This is a genomic window from Sagittula sp. S175 (assembly GCF_049800975.1).
Taxonomy (GTDB): Bacteria; Pseudomonadota; Alphaproteobacteria; order Rhodobacterales; family Rhodobacteraceae; genus Sagittula.
Genome location: NZ_JBNAGB010000020.1, coordinates 79646 through 93475 on the forward strand (window position 1 = coordinate 79646; position 13830 = coordinate 93475).

At 66.2% G+C, this 13830-nt stretch carries 18 protein-coding genes, 1 tRNA gene and 1 other RNA gene; 14 read left to right on the forward strand and 6 right to left on the reverse strand.

Annotated elements, in window-relative coordinates; genetic code table 11:
• Positions 1 to 101 precede the first annotated feature (101 nt).
• Genes ACP16H_RS20245 through ACP16H_RS20255 form a run of 3 tightly spaced genes read left to right on the forward strand, consistent with a single transcriptional unit; the run spans position 102 to position 2178 of the window.
• Positions 102 to 581 carry a Fur family transcriptional regulator gene (locus ACP16H_RS20245; protein ID WP_425074058.1) on the forward strand — a complete coding sequence of 160 codons (480 nt, stop codon included), beginning with the start codon at positions 102 to 104 and terminating at the stop codon, positions 579 to 581.
• Positions 578 to 1390, forward strand: coding sequence for an ATP-binding cassette domain-containing protein (locus ACP16H_RS20250; protein WP_425074059.1), 813 nt, complete (start codon positions 578 to 580; stop codon positions 1388 to 1390). Before ACP16H_RS20245 ends, ACP16H_RS20250 begins: the two co-directional genes overlap by 4 nt.
• Positions 1390 to 2178, forward strand: coding sequence for a metal ABC transporter permease (locus ACP16H_RS20255; protein WP_425074060.1), 789 nt, complete (start codon positions 1390 to 1392; stop codon positions 2176 to 2178). Before ACP16H_RS20250 ends, ACP16H_RS20255 begins: the two co-directional genes overlap by 1 nt.
• A gap of 16 nt (positions 2179 to 2194) precedes the next feature.
• Here ACP16H_RS20255 and ACP16H_RS20260 read toward each other — a convergent pair whose 3' ends face one another.
• Together ACP16H_RS20260 and ACP16H_RS20265 are read right to left on the reverse strand one after the other, a co-directional pair.
• A complete protein-coding gene (locus tag ACP16H_RS20260; protein ID WP_425074061.1) occupies positions 2195 to 3148 on the reverse strand; it encodes an MBL fold metallo-hydrolase in 954 nt (317 codons plus the stop codon).
• Positions 3149 to 3358: 210 nt separating this feature from the next.
• A tRNA-Tyr gene (locus ACP16H_RS20265) sits at positions 3359 to 3442 on the reverse strand.
• A 137-nt stretch (positions 3443 to 3579) separates the two neighbouring features.
• Here ACP16H_RS20265 and rlmB point away from each other — a divergent pair.
• The 8 genes from rlmB to ACP16H_RS20305 all read left to right on the forward strand — a co-directional run bounded on the left by rlmB (position 3580) and on the right by ACP16H_RS20305 (position 9278).
• Positions 3580 to 4356: a 23S rRNA (guanosine(2251)-2'-O)-methyltransferase RlmB gene (gene rlmB / locus ACP16H_RS20270; RefSeq protein ID WP_425074062.1), complete on the forward strand. Its 777-nt coding sequence runs from the start codon at positions 3580 to 3582 to the stop codon at positions 4354 to 4356.
• Positions 4357 to 4422: 66 nt separating this feature from the next.
• A complete protein-coding gene (locus ACP16H_RS20275; RefSeq protein ID WP_425074063.1) occupies positions 4423 to 4725 on the forward strand; it encodes a hypothetical protein in 303 nt (100 codons plus the stop codon).
• Positions 4726 to 4854: 129 nt separating this feature from the next.
• Positions 4855 to 5319: a hypothetical protein gene (locus ACP16H_RS20280; protein ID WP_425074064.1), complete on the forward strand. Its 465-nt coding sequence runs from the start codon at positions 4855 to 4857 to the stop codon at positions 5317 to 5319.
• A 90-nt stretch (positions 5320 to 5409) separates the two neighbouring features.
• Entirely contained in the window at positions 5410 to 6231 is an 822-nt protein-coding gene (locus ACP16H_RS20285; RefSeq protein WP_425074065.1) for a hypothetical protein, read from the forward strand.
• A gap of 120 nt (positions 6232 to 6351) precedes the next feature.
• Positions 6352 to 7479, forward strand: coding sequence for a 3,4-dihydroxy-2-butanone-4-phosphate synthase (ribB, locus tag ACP16H_RS20290; RefSeq protein WP_425074066.1), 1128 nt, complete (start codon positions 6352 to 6354; stop codon positions 7477 to 7479).
• Positions 7479 to 8027, forward strand: a complete 549-nt coding sequence (locus ACP16H_RS20295) for a 6,7-dimethyl-8-ribityllumazine synthase (protein WP_425074067.1) — start codon at positions 7479 to 7481, stop codon at positions 8025 to 8027. The genes ribB and ACP16H_RS20295 overlap by 1 nt, the downstream gene beginning before the upstream one ends.
• 14 nt (positions 8028 to 8041) lie before the next feature.
• Entirely contained in the window at positions 8042 to 8539 is a 498-nt protein-coding gene (gene nusB / locus ACP16H_RS20300) for a transcription antitermination factor NusB (protein WP_425074075.1), read from the forward strand.
• A gap of 418 nt (positions 8540 to 8957) precedes the next feature.
• Positions 8958 to 9278, forward strand: a complete 321-nt coding sequence (locus ACP16H_RS20305; RefSeq protein ID WP_425074068.1) for a hypothetical protein — start codon at positions 8958 to 8960, stop codon at positions 9276 to 9278.
• Positions 9279 to 9541: 263 nt separating this feature from the next.
• On the opposite strand, the gene ssrS is transcribed toward ACP16H_RS20305, so the two are convergent.
• The 3 genes from ssrS to ACP16H_RS20320 all read right to left on the reverse strand — a co-directional run bounded on the left by ssrS (position 9542) and on the right by ACP16H_RS20320 (position 11946).
• Positions 9542 to 9697: non-coding RNA, 6S RNA (gene ssrS, locus ACP16H_RS20310), on the reverse strand.
• 43 nt (positions 9698 to 9740) lie between these two features.
• Entirely contained in the window at positions 9741 to 10499 is a 759-nt protein-coding gene (locus ACP16H_RS20315; protein ID WP_425074069.1) for a hypothetical protein, read from the reverse strand.
• A 121-nt stretch (positions 10500 to 10620) separates the two neighbouring features.
• Entirely contained in the window at positions 10621 to 11946 is a 1326-nt protein-coding gene (locus tag ACP16H_RS20320; RefSeq protein WP_425074070.1) for a hypothetical protein, read from the reverse strand.
• 140 nt (positions 11947 to 12086) lie between these two features.
• On the opposite strand from ACP16H_RS20320, the gene ACP16H_RS20325 reads away from it, so the two are divergent.
• Entirely contained in the window at positions 12087 to 12533 is a 447-nt protein-coding gene (locus tag ACP16H_RS20325) for an MmcB family DNA repair protein (protein ID WP_425074071.1), read from the forward strand.
• Between the two features lie 423 nt (positions 12534 to 12956).
• Here ACP16H_RS20325 and ACP16H_RS20330 read toward each other — a convergent pair whose 3' ends face one another.
• Positions 12957 to 13160 (reverse strand): DUF6324 family protein, encoded by a 204-nt coding sequence (locus ACP16H_RS20330; RefSeq protein ID WP_425072474.1) that lies wholly within the window; start codon positions 13158 to 13160, stop codon positions 12957 to 12959.
• Between the two features lie 77 nt (positions 13161 to 13237).
• Between ACP16H_RS20330 and ACP16H_RS20335 the strand changes: the two genes are divergently transcribed.
• Together ACP16H_RS20335 and ACP16H_RS20340 are read left to right on the forward strand one after the other, a co-directional pair.
• Positions 13238 to 13414: a hypothetical protein gene (locus ACP16H_RS20335; protein WP_425072475.1), complete on the forward strand. Its 177-nt coding sequence runs from the start codon at positions 13238 to 13240 to the stop codon at positions 13412 to 13414.
• A gap of 15 nt (positions 13415 to 13429) precedes the next feature.
• On the forward strand, positions 13430 to 13729 hold the full coding sequence (locus tag ACP16H_RS20340) for a GNAT family N-acetyltransferase (RefSeq protein WP_425072728.1): 300 nt from the start codon (positions 13430 to 13432) through the stop codon (positions 13727 to 13729).
• Positions 13730 to 13830: the final 101 nt, after the last annotated feature.

The window sequence follows — 13830 nt, forward strand, 5'->3', positions numbered from 1 at the left end:
GGCGGTTTCCTTTGGGTCGTGTACAGGTCTTGGAACTGGTTACGGGCTTGTATTGGGTTACAGGATAACATATCAAGTCGAAAAAGACGGAGCGGTCACGCATGGAGATCAAGGGGTTCGAGGCGCACGATCACGGGACGTGCATCAACGAGGGCATCGAGGCGGCGGTGACGCTGTGCAGCGAGAAGGGTTTGCAGCTGACGCCGGTGCGGCGTCGCGTGCTGGAGATCCTGCTGGACCGGCATCGCGCCATGGGGGCCTACGAGGTGCTGGATGTTCTGCGCTCGGAAGGGCTGGGATCGCAGCCGCCGGTGGCGTACCGGGCGCTGGATTTCCTTGTGACCAATGGCTTTGCGCATCGCATCGAGCGGCTGAATGCCTTCATCGCCTGCGCCGCGCCGACCGAGGACCACGCGCCGACCTTCCTGATCTGCCGCAAGTGTTCGACCGTGGCCGAGACGCCGGCCTGGCGTGCCGGACGCGTGCTGCGCAACATCGCCAGCGAGGTGGGGTTCGAGGTGGAGCGCGTGGCGATCGAGGCCGAGGGGCTGTGCCCGGCGTGCCAGGACACCGCCGCGTGACGACAGCGTCCGGGGCGCTGATCGCGGCGCAGGGGCTGACGGTCGCGCAAGGTGAGCGGGTCGTGTTGCGCGACGTGGATTTCTCGATCACGGCGGGCGAGATTGTGACGGTGGTCGGCCCGAACGGGTCGGGCAAGTCGACGCTGCTGAAGGCGCTGATCGGGGCCTTGCCCGCACGGTCTGGCGGGGTGCGGCGCAAGGCGGGGCTACGGTTGGGCTATGTGCCGCAGGGGCTGCGGCTGGACCCGTCGATGCCTATGAGCGTGGGGCGGTTCCTGAACCTGCCGCGCCGGGTGTCCGCTGATGCGCGGCATATGGCGCTGGCCGAGGCCGGGGCGGAGGGGTTGGAGGAGCGTCCGCTGACGGCGCTGTCCGGCGGGCAGTTCCAGCGGGTGCTTCTGGCGCGGGCGTTGCTGGACCGGCCTGAGTTGTTGATCCTCGACGAACCGACCACCGGGCTGGACCAGCCGGGGCAGGCGGCGTTCTACCAGCGGCTGGAGGAGGTGCGGAACCACCTTGGCTGTGCGGTGCTGATGGTGAGCCACGAGTTGCATGTGGTGATGAGCGCCTCGGACCGGGTGGTCTGTGTGAACGGGCATATCTGCTGTGAGGGGCACCCTGAGGTGGTGGCGCAGGCGGAGGAATACCGCGCGCTGTTCGGCACCGGGACGGGGGGCGCGCTGGCGCTGTATCGTCACGAGCATTCGCACAGGCATGATACGGGGCACGACATGGGGCATGACGCGGGCTGCGATCATGACCACGCGCACGATCACCAGCATGACCACCAGCATGAGGAGACCGCCTGATGCTGGATGATTTCCTTGTCCGGGCGGTGCTGGCAGCGGTCGGTGCGGCGCTTGCCGCCGCGCCCTTGGGCGTGTTCGTCGTCTGGCGGCGGATGGCCTATTTCGGCGATGCCACGGCCCATGCCGCCGTGCTGGGCGTGGCGCTGGCGCTGGCCGCCTCGGTGCCGATCTTTGCCGGGACGCTGGTGGTGGCGCTGGTCATGGCGCTGGTGGTGGCGCGACTTGCCGGGCGTGGTCATGGGGCGGACATGGTGCTGGGTGTGGCGGCGCATGGAGCGCTGGCCTTTGGACTCGTGGCGGTGAGCTTTGTGCAGGGGCCGCGGCTGGACCTCGAAACCTATTTGTTCGGCGATATCCTCGCGGTGACCAAGGCGGACCTTGTGGTGATCTGGGGCGGCGGCGCGGTGGTGGCGGCGCTGATCCTGTCGCGCTGGCAGGCGCTGGTGACGTCCACCGTGTCCGAGGATCTGGCATGGGCCGCAGGCATCGACCCAAGGCGCGAACGGCTGATCCTGATGCTGGCCTTGGCGCTGGTGGTGGCCGTGGCGCTGAAGGTGGTGGGTGCGCTGCTGATCGGTGCGCTCCTGATCATCCCGGCAGCGGCGGCGCGGCCATGGTCGCGCACGCCCGAGGGGATGCTGGCGGGCACGGCGGCGCTGGGTGTGCTGGCGGCGCTGGGCGGGCTTTGGGCCGCCTGGGTGTTGGACACGCCCGCCGGGCCAAGCGTCGTCTGCGCGGCGGCCGTGCTCTTTGCCGTCAGCGTCGTGACGGGGCGGCGCGGGGGCTGACCCCCGCGCGACCAATTCAGCCGTAGGGATAGGCCGCGGGCACGAAGCGGTAACCTTCGGTCGCGGCCTCGACGTGTCCATAGCCCGGGAAGGACAGGTGCATCCCGGCGACCATGGTGCGGTCCTCGGCCACTTCGGCCATGATGCGCGCGCGGCTTTCGGCGGCCATCTCGGGCACGGCGTCGAACATGATGGTCACGTCAGGGCGGGCGAACTGCACCGGCGCGACATGCACGATGTCGCCCCAGATCAGCAGACTCTGGCCCTCGGATTCCAGCCGCACACCGCTGTGGCCCATCGTGTGCCCCGGCAGAGGCACCAAGGACAGGCCTTGGCCAAGGTCGGCGCCTTCGGCCACCACCTCGACCCGCTCGCCAAAGGCCGTGACCGCGTCGCGCGCCTGCTGGAAGAAGGGGCGGAACTGCTCGGGCGCGCCGTTCATCATGTCGTCACTCTGCCAGAAGTCGATCTCGGGCTGGCTGACCACCAGACCGGCCTGCGCAAAGGGATTGCCATCGGGCATCAACACGCCGCCGATATGGTCGGGGTGCAGGTGCGTGGCGATGACGCGGGTGATGCTGGCGGGATCGACGCCAAAGGCCGCCATGTTCGCGCCCAGCTGACCCAAACCCGGCCCCATCAGGCTGCCGGTGCCGGTGTCGATCATGACCCGCTGGTCGCCCAACTCGATCATGTAGGCGTTCACCCCGGTGGGGTTTGAAGCGCCGTCGATGTAGGCGGCCTGAAGGAGGGCCTTGAAGTCCTCGGGGGTGATGCCTGCCAGCGCATCTGCCGTGATCGGCAGGAAGCCGTCGGAAAAGGCGGTGACGGTGGCGGCACCGACGGGGAAGCTTTGCGCGACGGCAAGGCCCGGCGTACCGGATTGCGCCAGCGCAGGGGCGACCCGGAGGCCGGAGGCCGCGCCAAGCGTGGCCAGAAGGGAGGAGGAGAGGAATGCGCGTCTGTTCATGAGAGACTCCTTTTGCGGATCATGTCCTGAAGGCAGTCGTGGCGGGATTCGCGCGCCCTCACAATCTACAATTGTGCATGTGGCATGTGCATCGGCGCTTGTCCTGACGGATTCTGACAGTGGTTCCGCGAACCGCAGGGCGGTCGGCGTCAGGGGAACGGCAGGCACGGCAGCACCATCGTTGCAGTCAGTCTGAAAGCTGAGAGAAGATGGTGGGCGACCCTGGAATCGAACCAGGCGTGCGTCTCCGCGAGGGAGTTACAGTCCCCTGCCACACCTTGCGGCCTGTCGCCCACCGTGCGTTCCGAAGCGTGTTGCCTCGGAGCGTGGGGCGCTGATTACAGCCGCCCTCGGGGGGCGTCAACAAGAAAAATTCTTGGAATCCGATCTGGTCGCAGGCAAGAGGGGGGCCAGAGCAAAAGGGGCCGCAAATGGCGAAGAAACCGAAGTGGGTGGTGGAGAAGGAACAGGCGCGCAAGGCCTCGTCGGCAGAGACCGTCTGGCTGTTCGGCCATCACGCCGTGCGCGACGCGCTGCTGAACCCGCGACGCGAAAAGCTGCGGCTGATCCTGACGCCGAATGCCGCCGAGAAACTGGCCGATGCGGTGGCAGAGGCAGGGATCGAGCCCGAGATCAGCGACCCGCGCCGGTTTGCCGCGCCGCTGGACCCGCAGTCGGTACACCAGGGCGCCGCGCTGGAGGTGAAGCCGCTGGACTGGGGGCGGCTGGATGACGTGGCGATCGCGGGCGAGGGCGCGCTGCGGCTGGTGCTGCTGGACCGCGTGACCGATCCGCATAACGTGGGGGCGATCCTGCGCTCGGCCGAGGTGTTCGGCGCGCAGGCGGTGATCGGGACGCGGCACCATTCGGCGCCCGAGACGGGCGCGCTGGCCAAGACCGCCAGCGGCGCGCTGGAACGCCAGCCCTACCTGCGCGAGAGGAACCTCGCGGATACCATCGTGGCCTTGCAGGGGATGGGGTATCTGGTGCTGGGTCTGGATGGCGAGGCGGAGGTGACCATCGACGAGGCGATCGAGGGCAAGCGCCACCTGCCGATTGCGCTGGTGCTGGGGGCCGAGGGGCCGGGTCTGCGGGAAAAGACGCGCGAGACGGTGGACCTGCTGGTGAAGATCCCCTTTGCGCGGGATTTCGGGTCGCTCAACGTGTCGAACGCGGCGGCTGTGGGGCTTTACGCCATACGGGGCTGATGGGGGCTACGCAAATGCCCGTGCCATCGGTTGAAATTGTCGGGTTGGAACGCCTATTTGGGACATATGCCAAACACGAAAATCGCCACCTGTTGTTATTGCGGCACCCGCGCCGCGCTGGTTCTGGACAAGGCAAGGCACGAGCTTGCCTGCTCTGCCTGTGGCGCGCCGCTGCATGATCTGAAGAACCTGCGCAACGATGCGGTGGACCGCGCCGCGCACCAGCCCGTGCGCGAGGGCAAGAAGGGCAAGCGGCGGGCGGTGCATTCGCCGCTCGACCATCTGGAGGCGACCTTGCGCAAACGCAAGAAGCGCAAGAAGGACCTGTGGGCCGAGGCCTTCGACCTGATCGAGGATATATTCGACTGACGTTGCAGGTGTGACGGCGCCGCCTGTGAAACTTTCGTGACAGGCGGGGCAGCGCTTGGGCGCTTGGGGTGAGTCGCGTTATACTTCCGGTGTTGTCGAAAATGGTTTTTCAGCCGGAGGTTTTGCAAAGTGGATATCGTCTATCAACAGATCTGGGATGCGGACATGGCGGGCAATGGCCTGCCCGCGCTGCGGCCCGGCGAGCCTAAGGACCCCAAGCGCGGCTATGTCGTGGTCAATGAGCCGGACGGCCCGGTGTCGCGCGATTTCAGGGTACTGGCCGAGGTGGTCATCCCCGAGCACAAAGCGCAGACCTACCGGCTGTGCAATGAGTTGCTGAACAACTACGCACTGGAACGCCGCGCCCGCGAGGTGCTGCGACCGCAGGAGCTGGAGGAAGAGACGCGGTTCATCGAGGCCGCGCTGGACACGCCGGTGATGGAACTGGCGCGGCAGGTGCTTGAGACGCGCGGCGGCGTGCCGGTGCCGCGCGCGTTCATGGCGGCAAAGATCCGGGAATGCTGGTTCGAGATCGGGCGCTCGGGCGGACAGGAGGAGGCGTCGGGCTTCGAGCATGTCTTTGTCGGCGAGTAGGCCTCGGGGGCGACGAAGATCGGCGGCTATCATTACTGGCACAAGTACTGGATCGACGATGGCGGCGCGGTGATCGGGGGCGTGCCGGGGATGGATCGGTTGCTGTATCTCGGGCCGCGCTACGGCAGGGCGGAGCGCCCTCATGAGGGCGTTCTGATCCCCGAGGTGGTGACGCTGTCGATGGAATGGGACGCGCCGGGCGGCGATGGCGGACAGGGGCGGACCCTGACAAAGCCCATCGGCGGGTTCTTCGTCGGCTGCTCGCCGGAGGGGCTGATGGCGCTGGGGCTGATCCGTGCGCTGACGGAAAGCGGCAAGATGGCGGTGATCAACGGGGCGGAATATCAGCTGGACCTGCACCGGCTGGACCATGCGCGCGGCATCCGGACGTTCTTTCCGCGCTTCGTGAAGGCGCATGTGATCGACATCGTCGAAGGCGGCGAGGACACCATCGATATCGGCGGGGACACCCTGACGCCGGGGGGCGTGCAGGATACGCTTTTGCCAGGCGAGCTGCAGGAGACGCTGGTCGGCCCGGGTGGGTCCGACATCCTGCATGGCGGGGATGGACGGGATGTGCTGGCGCTCGAGCCGTTCCACATCATCGCGGCCATGATCAACCCGGTGAACCCGGAGGGCGGGCGCGAGTTCCTGCAGATCATCAACACCTCGGACCAGACCTGGAACCTGCTGGGGTGGACCGTGACGGCACCCAACGGCACGCGCTTTACCCTGGCGGCGCGCGATGTTGCGCCGGGAGAGGTGTTCCGCTTTACCGTGCCGCGCAACGACGGAGTGCTGCGCAACCGAGGTGGCACGATCACCCTGCACCGTCCGGACGGGGTGCTGGCGCAAAGTTGCACCTACACGGCGACCGATGCGGGCCGCGAAGGGGCCGTGGTGCTGTTCTGATCGCGCGGGGGCGCGATTTTTCTGCGAAAAATCGTGGCCCGCGTTGACGGCGGCGGTCGAGGCTCTGGCCTTTGCCGCCGCTCTGGCGTATCCCGCCGAATGACACAGAGGCGAGGCGCCATGATCGATTACGAGAACCCAGGCCAGGTGGAACGCAACTGGCGCGACGCGATTTCCTCGGTCGAGGAGATCGTCGACGATGCCCGCAATGGGCGCATGTTCATCCTTGTCGACCACGAGGACCGCGAGAACGAGGGCGACCTGGTGATCCCGGCGCAATGGGCGACCCCGGATGTGATCAACTTCATGGCTTTGTACGGGCGTGGCTTGATCTGCCTGGCTTTGGCGCCGGAACGTATTGAAGAGCTTGGGCTTTCCCTGATGTCGACGAACAACTCGTCGCGTCATGAAACGGCCTTTACCACCTCGATCGAGGCGCGCGAGGGGGTGACCACGGGCATCTCGGCCGCCGACCGGGCGCGGACGGTGCAAGTGGCCATCGACGCTTCGAAGGGGCCGCAGGACATCGCGACGCCAGGGCATGTGTTCCCGCTGCGCGCCAAGCGGGGCGGCGTGCTGGTGCGCGCGGGGCATACGGAGGCGGCGGTGGATGTGTCGCGGTTGGCGGGGTTGAACCCTTCGGGGGTCATTTGCGAAGTCATTAACGACGATGGCACGATGGCCCGCCTGCCGGAGCTGATCGCCTTTGGCCAGAAGCATGGGCTGAAAATCGGCACGATTTCCGACCTCATCAAGTATCGCCGCCGGCACGACAACCTCGTGAAGGTGCGCACCGAAGAGGTCATCCAGTCCGAGTTCGGCGGTGAATGGACCATGCGGATCTACACCGACGAGACCCATGGCGACGAGCATATCGTACTGATAAAAGGCGATGTTTCCGGTGACTCCCCGGTGCTGGTGCGGATGCACGCGCTGGACCCGATGCTCGATGTTGTGGGTACTGGCGCCAAGGGGCGCGCGGATGAATTTCGCTTGGCCATGCAGGCTGTGGCCGACGAAGGGCGCGGCGTGGTGGTGCTGCTGCGCGACACCTCGGCGCGGCTGAACGTGGGGGCGGACGTGTCACCGCAGACCCTGCGGCAATACGGTTTGGGGGCGCAGATCCTGTCGTCTCTGGGCGTGTCGCAGCTCGTGCTGCTGACCAATTCGCCCAAGCCCAAGGTGGTGGGGCTCGAGGCTTATGGCCTTGAAATCGTTGAAACCCGCAAGATATCGGAGCTGGGCTGATGGCATCGAACGAGACGCATTACACGCTGCCGCGTGCCGAATTCGACAAGCCGGTGAAGATCGCCATCGTGGTCGCGCCCTACTACAAGGACATCGCTGACCAGCTGGTCAAGGGCGCAATCGCCGAGGTCGAGGCCGTGGGCGGTTGGCACGAGATCATCGAAGTGCCCGGCGCGCTGGAGGTCCCGACCGCCATCGGCATCGCCGAGCGGCTGTCGAACTTTGACGGATACGTCGCCTTGGGCTGCGTTATTCGTGGAGAAACAACGCATTACGACACGGTCTGCAATGACTCGTCGCGGGCGTTGACCATGTTGGGATTGCAGGGGCTGTGCATCGGTAACGGCATCCTCACGGTGGAAAACTACGATCAGGCGGCGGTGCGCGCCGATTCGGACGGTCAGAACAAGGGCGGCGGCGCGGCGGCTGCGGCCCTGCATCTGATTGCAATCGCACGGAAATTCGGAAGCCAACGCAAGGGCGTGGGCTTCAAGCCGATGGGCGACGACACGCTCATGGCCGGTGAGGGAAAGGGATCGGTTGCATGACCGAAGAAACAGGAATGGAAGACGCGGCACCGCGGTCGCCGAAGGTGCTTTCGGGCAACCAGAAGCGCAAGATGCGCTCGGCCTCGCGGCTCTATGCGGTGCAGGCGCTGTACCAGATGGAAGTGGGCGAACAGGGGTTGGACAAGGTCCGGGCCGAGTTCGTCAACCACCGTTTCGGCATGGTGACCGAAGAGGGCGACGAATACATCGACGGCGATTTGGAGTTGTTTTCCAAGGTGTTGGAAGAGGCCGTGCGCTGGCAGGCGAAGGTCGACCAGATGACCGACCGCGCCCTTGTGGCGAAGTGGCCCATAGCGCGCATCGACCCGGTTCTGCGCGCGCTGTTCCGCGCGGCGGGGGCGGAATTCGTCGCGACGGACACGCCGCCGAAGGTGGTGATCGTGGAATATGTCGACGTGGCAGGCGCCTTTTTCCCGGACGGGAAAGAGGCGAAATTCGTCAATGCGGTGCTGGATCATATGGCCAGAGAGGCGAAGCCGGAAGCTTTCTGAGCGAGGCAAGACCCGAGGCGTTTTAACCCTTGGGTTAACAGATCGCAGGTTTAACGCAGCGCGCGGTGGGGTTAACCCGCCGCGCGCTCTGCTTTGGGGCCCCGGATGTAGATTTTGGCTTCGGGTTCGGCACAACGGGTTACCGGGACAGCAAGCTGTGTGAACGGGTGTTAAGGGCAGAACCGGCCGGAAACCGGGGGTAAACCGGCCGGTTGTTAACCTGTTTCGGATGACGTTGCGTCAGTTTCGGTTAACGCGCAGGTTTTGCGCGGGCGCGGTGCGTGCAGAGCACGCACCCTACGGGATCGCCTTTGGCTTTCGTTAGGGTAAGGTGTGTACCGTCGGGTGCGGCAAGGCGCGGGGTTGTCTTTGGTGCGGGGCGATGTATCTTGAATGGTGAATGTATGGAGGGCGTGAGATGCCGCAGTTGATCCGTTTGTACATCGTGCAGGTGCTGGCCGGGTTCGGTTTGTCGGCGCTCTTTGTCGGGGCGCTGTTGTTCTACAACGTGGCGAACCTCTGGCATCTCGTGAGCACCTCGCCCGTGGGGTGGATCGCGGTAGCGATGCTGTTCTTTGCCAACGGGATCGTCTTTGCAGGCGTGCAGTTCGCGATTTCCATCATGCGGATGGCGGAGGATGACACTCCGGGTGGCGGCAAGCGTCAGCCGCGCGTGACCGGGGAGCCGGTGCGGGTGACGGCGGAGGCCGTGAAGCGAGACGTTCTGCGGAAGGTTTGAATTTGGGCGGGTCGTGGTCGGGCCGGGGTCTGGAGTGTTGGCCTGCGGCCAAGTGCTCGGGGCTTCGCCCGTTCGCACTTCTGACTGTCCCCCGGACAGTCAGCCGCCTGAGGCGGACCAGTGCTCACCCCACCGACCCTTTGGCGTGCAGTTGGTGGATGTGTTCTGAAGACGTGTTCTGAAATGGAGAGGTGCCGGTCGTGAGCCTTTCCTGTGGAAAGGCCACTTTTCCGGCTGCCGCTAAAGCCCTGCAGGCTTTAGCGGCGGGAACCATCGCAACCGTGTGGGACTGCATTCCCGAGGACCTGTATATACAGGTGGGCGCCAGGTAACAGGGCCAGGGCCAAGTCAGAGCCAGCTCCCTCGGATTTGCTTAAGGCCACCGGAATGTACCCTGTTCACGCGAAGGACAGAAACCCGCCGTGGAGTGAGGTAAGGCGGGCAGGGGCGGCTGGCAAGGGGTCAGCTGTCGGGTTTCGTGACGAATTTGTATCGCTCGAGTTCTTCGGGGAGGAGGATGTAGATTTCGTCGGCAGGAGTGGCGAGGGCGTGGCGCATGAGGCGCACGTCGAGGCCCATGTCGTCGAGGTAGGTCATGACCTCGGCCTGCCCGCGCTGGATGTCGTCGATGGCGGTGAAGGCGGGCAGGAGGGTGTTCTCGCCGAAGGAATGCTGGTGGACGCCGATGGAGGCGCCGGGTTCGGCGCTGCGGGTCGTGCCGCCGGCAAAGAGGTAGGGGCAGGCGGAGTAGCAGATCTCGCCCGCGAGCACGGAGGTGGCGATGCCGCGGTCGCGCAGGTGGCGACCGAGGTCGAGCGCGTCCTGGACGGAGCCTCCGGGGGATTGCAGCAGCAGGGTATCCACGGGCGGATCGGCGCGGTCGATCTGCGGGATCAGGCGGGCGGCGTCGCCGGGGGTGATCGCGCCTTCGAGCCGCCATTGCGCGTCCTCGAAGGTCAGGGTCAGGCGGTCGGGCAGATCGCCCGGGTCGCGGGCGGGCTGCACGGTCGGGCGGTCGCGCGTCGGCTGGTAGAGGCGGCGCTGGTCGCCGGGGCGGACGGGTTCGGACAGGCGCGGCGCGTCGGGGGAGGAGAAGGGCAGCGACAGCGACCCGGCGCGCATGTCGCCGAGGATCAGCAGCGCGCCGATCCCCAGTTGAAAGATCAGGACGGCAGAGAGGGTGCGGGCGATTGGCCGCGCGCTCTGGTCACCCGCGCTCATGCAACGCTCCGCCGGTCCGGGGCGCCGCGGCCCCTGGCTTCATCTTGACGAAAATACCGCGGGGGAGTCGCGCGCCAGCGCGATGGGGGCAGAGCCCCCTCTGTGCAGGCCTCGGACGTCCTCATTCGGCCGCCTCCCGGCGCGTCGCGGGCTCTTGGGGCGGGTCCATGGTCGGGCGGGGGGCGGCGGGCGGCAGGTGCGCCAGCCCCTCGACATCGCGCAGGGCGACCACGGCGGCGCGCAGTTCGGCCAGCGTCATGGTGTCCTCGATGCCGCTGCCGTCGCGTCCGTTGCGGATCGCGCCATGGGTGATCGCGAGGATGAAAACTAGAACGGCGGGCAGCAGGTCGATGGCGATGGCCCCGGCCCAGGAGGGCACGAAGTTGCGTGCATAAAGGATGACGGCGTCGGCAGAGGAGACCGGCGTGTAGGTCACGTCGGTCGGCTGCTCCAGCGATTGCACGGCCTGCGCAGCGCGTTCCAGCGTTGCGGCGCGTTGGCCCAAGACTTCGAGCACAGAGGTGATGGTCGCCGACTGGTCCGCCCGCCCGGCGGCGGTGGAGCTGTCCAGTTCCGGCAGCACCACGGATTCCGCCAGATCCTGCGCGGCGCGTTCCACCAAGGGCGCCACCGACAGTTGGCGCAACTGGGTGATGAGGCCTTGCAGGCGTACGGCGGCCTCGGAGAATTCGACCGAGCGCGCCTCGACATTGCCCGGTTCGACGGTGAGGGCACGCATCCGCGACAGGATGGTGTTGCCCTCGGTAAAGGCATTCTCGACCAGCGGCGTCTGGGCGGCGATCTGGGTTTCCAGCGCGGTCAGTTCGGCGGCTTTCTGGCGCAGCACGCGGAAGACGGCCCCGCGCCCGGCAAGACCGGAGAGCGAGCCTTCGGCCTCCTGCTGAGACAGATCCTCGAAGGACTGGCGGGTGCGGGAAACGTCGCGCTCCAGCGCTTGGCCCGTCAGGGCGATCTCGTGGGCGCGCTCCAAAGCGACCTGATAGTCCTGCACGGTCTTGGCGAGGTGCTGTTCCACCGCTGCCGATCCGGCCAGCGCGGCAGCGTTCAGCCACGACGACATGGCGACGATGGCCAGCGAACCCAGCCCCATGGCGGCCAGCAATCCACCGCGTGCGCGGTTGGTGCGGACGGCGGGAAAGAGGCGCATGAGGTAGGACCAGAAGACGAAGATGCCCACCGAGACAGCGGTGGAATAGGCGATGGCGGCAAAGACCGACATGGCGCCATTCTCGTCCAGGAGCGAGGACACACCGAGGTAGGTGTAGATGCCCGAGGCCACCGACAGGACCCCCAGCGCGGTGCCGGAGAAGGTGTCGAGCCAAGTGATATGGCCTTCAAGCTCACGGGCATAACGCACGCCGCGGGCGTTCTGACGGGCGCTGTCGAGCGACTCGTCACGGGACGGGTACAGGGGATCGGATGGCATCGTGTCTCCGCAATGGCAGTTGTTGAAAGATGCGGTCTCGGCAGGTTTTTGCAACCGTCGCGGGGGGCTGGTTGCATTTGTTCACGTAACGTTCATAACTAATAAGCATGGATTTGCCCGTTGCCCCCCCCGTTGCCCCAATGGACCCCACGCTTCTGCCCGGCCAGCTGCTTGCGCGGGGCGTCTGTCGTCACCTTGCCTCGCACGGGTTCGCGGTGATCGAGGAATTCGTGCCGGACAGGGGTTTGCGGGTGGACGTCATGGCGCTGGGACCCAAGGGCGAGCTGTGGGTCGTCGAATGCAAGTCCTCGCGCGCGGATTTCTTGGGCGATGCCAAGTGGCAGGGCTACCTAGAATGGTGCGACCGCTATTTCTGGGCGGTGGACGAGGCCTTTCCGACAGATCTGCTGCCCGAGGGCACGGGGCTGATCATCGCCGACAGCTATGACGCGGAAATCCTGCGCATGTCGCCCGAGACAAAGCTCACGCCCGCGCGGCGCAAGAAGATGCTGCAGAAATTCGCCGTTCACGCCGCTCGCCGGTTGCAGGCCTTGCGGGACCCGGGCGCGGGCCTTCACTGGGGGTGAGACACGACAGGGCCGGACCGGGGCGCTGCCCCGGACCCCGAGGGTATTTGGATCAAGATGAAGCAGGGCGCGTTCCTGCCCTTCATCTTGATCCAAATACCCTCGGGGGTGTGGGGGCAGAGCCCCCGCTGTCATGCAAGGCATGACAAAACCAAAGGTGGGTGTGGGGCAGCGCTGCGCCGTCGCGCATAGCGTGGCAAGCTTCCGTTGAGCATCGGGCGGTTTTGCACGGTGACTGTAAGGCATTGGTCGGCCGCAGCCCCGGAGGGCATGGCGGTTGCCGATACCGTGGGGGCATTGCGCGCGGGCGCAGCCCGCGCGCCGGTGGCGTGGCCCCGGCCACCGAAAAAAAACACACGGGGGGGTGCCGCCGGCGGGCGACATACCTCGAACGGGTCACCTGCCGCAGGCAGGCGAATTCGGTCAGCGCTTTTTCTTGCCCTGGGACATGTTGCGCGCGGTTTCGGCGGCGGCGCGGAGTTCCTCGGCGATGTCGTCGGCTTCCTCGGGGTCGAAGTCCATCGGGATTTCCAGGTCGCCCGCAAAGATGAACAGCCGCACCATGCCTTGGTCGGTGGGGCCGATTTGCAGGTTGGCCTCGATGTCCTGTTCGTCGTTGATGCCCATGGCGATTGGTCCGATGCTTGCGGGGATATGGCCTGCAGGGGTATCCGGGGCGACAGGGTTTTGCAAGCGGAGGGCGGATGATCACGATCAGGCAGATGGCGCCGGGGGATCTGGACTGGCTTGTGGACCGCCATGCGCTGGACTACGCCCGCGACGAGGGGTTCGACGCCAGTTTCGGCGCCTTGGTGCGGGAGATTCTCGAAGGCTTCGCGGCGGGGCATGACCCGGCCTGCGAGCGGTCCTTCATCGCCTGAGAGGACGGGCAGCGGCTGGGGTCGGTGTTCTGCGTCAGGGGCGGCGCGCCGGAGGTGGCGAAGCTGCGGCTGTTCTTCCTGGTGCCCGAGGCGCGGGGCAAGGGGCTGGGCAGGCGGCTGTTGTCCGAGTGCACGGGATTCGCGCGGGCGGCGGGCTATCGGCGGATGGAGCTGTGGACGCACGAGAGCCACCGCGCCGCCTGCGCCCTGTACAAGGCGACCGGCTGGCAGCTGGTGCGCAGCGAACCGAAGGTCAGTTTCGGCGTGCCGGTGGTGGAGCAGGGCTGGGAGCTTGACTTGTTCCCGGCGGAGTGAAAAAATTCCGATGTAACGGCTTGCAATCCCGCGGCGCAGTTTGTAAATCGCCGCCAGTGCCGCCTTAGCTCAGTTGGTTAGAGCGCCTGATTGTGGATCAG

What these genes read in the sequence shown, in the direction of transcription:
- ACP16H_RS20245 (WP_425074058.1), top strand. Translation starts at nt 102, where the DNA reads ATGGAGATCAAGGGGTTCGAGGCGCACGATCACGGGACGTGCATCAAC.
- ACP16H_RS20255 (WP_425074060.1), top strand. Translation starts at nt 1,390, where the DNA reads ATGCTGGATGATTTCCTTGTCCGGGCGGTGCTGGCAGCGGTCGGTGCG.
- ACP16H_RS20260 (WP_425074061.1), bottom strand. Translation starts at nt 3,148, where the DNA reads ATGAACAGACGCGCATTCCTCTCCTCCTCCCTTCTGGCCACGCTTGGC.
- rlmB (WP_425074062.1), top strand. Translation starts at nt 3,580, where the DNA reads ATGGCGAAGAAACCGAAGTGGGTGGTGGAGAAGGAACAGGCGCGCAAG.
- ACP16H_RS20275 (WP_425074063.1), top strand. Translation starts at nt 4,423, where the DNA reads ATGCCAAACACGAAAATCGCCACCTGTTGTTATTGCGGCACCCGCGCC.
- ACP16H_RS20285 (WP_425074065.1), top strand. Translation starts at nt 5,410, where the DNA reads ATGGATCGGTTGCTGTATCTCGGGCCGCGCTACGGCAGGGCGGAGCGC.
- ribB (WP_425074066.1), top strand. Translation starts at nt 6,352, where the DNA reads ATGATCGATTACGAGAACCCAGGCCAGGTGGAACGCAACTGGCGCGAC.
- ACP16H_RS20295 (WP_425074067.1), top strand. Translation starts at nt 7,479, where the DNA reads ATGGCATCGAACGAGACGCATTACACGCTGCCGCGTGCCGAATTCGAC.
- nusB (WP_425074075.1), top strand. Translation starts at nt 8,042, where the DNA reads ATGGAAGACGCGGCACCGCGGTCGCCGAAGGTGCTTTCGGGCAACCAG.
- ACP16H_RS20305 (WP_425074068.1), top strand. Translation starts at nt 8,958, where the DNA reads ATGCCGCAGTTGATCCGTTTGTACATCGTGCAGGTGCTGGCCGGGTTC.
- ACP16H_RS20315 (WP_425074069.1), bottom strand. Translation starts at nt 10,499, where the DNA reads ATGAGCGCGGGTGACCAGAGCGCGCGGCCAATCGCCCGCACCCTCTCT.
- ACP16H_RS20320 (WP_425074070.1), bottom strand. Translation starts at nt 11,946, where the DNA reads ATGCCATCCGATCCCCTGTACCCGTCCCGTGACGAGTCGCTCGACAGC.
- ACP16H_RS20325 (WP_425074071.1), top strand. Translation starts at nt 12,087, where the DNA reads ATGGACCCCACGCTTCTGCCCGGCCAGCTGCTTGCGCGGGGCGTCTGT.
- ACP16H_RS20330 (WP_425072474.1), bottom strand. Translation starts at nt 13,160, where the DNA reads ATGGGCATCAACGACGAACAGGACATCGAGGCCAACCTGCAAATCGGC.
- ACP16H_RS20335 (WP_425072475.1), top strand. Translation starts at nt 13,238, where the DNA reads ATGATCACGATCAGGCAGATGGCGCCGGGGGATCTGGACTGGCTTGTG.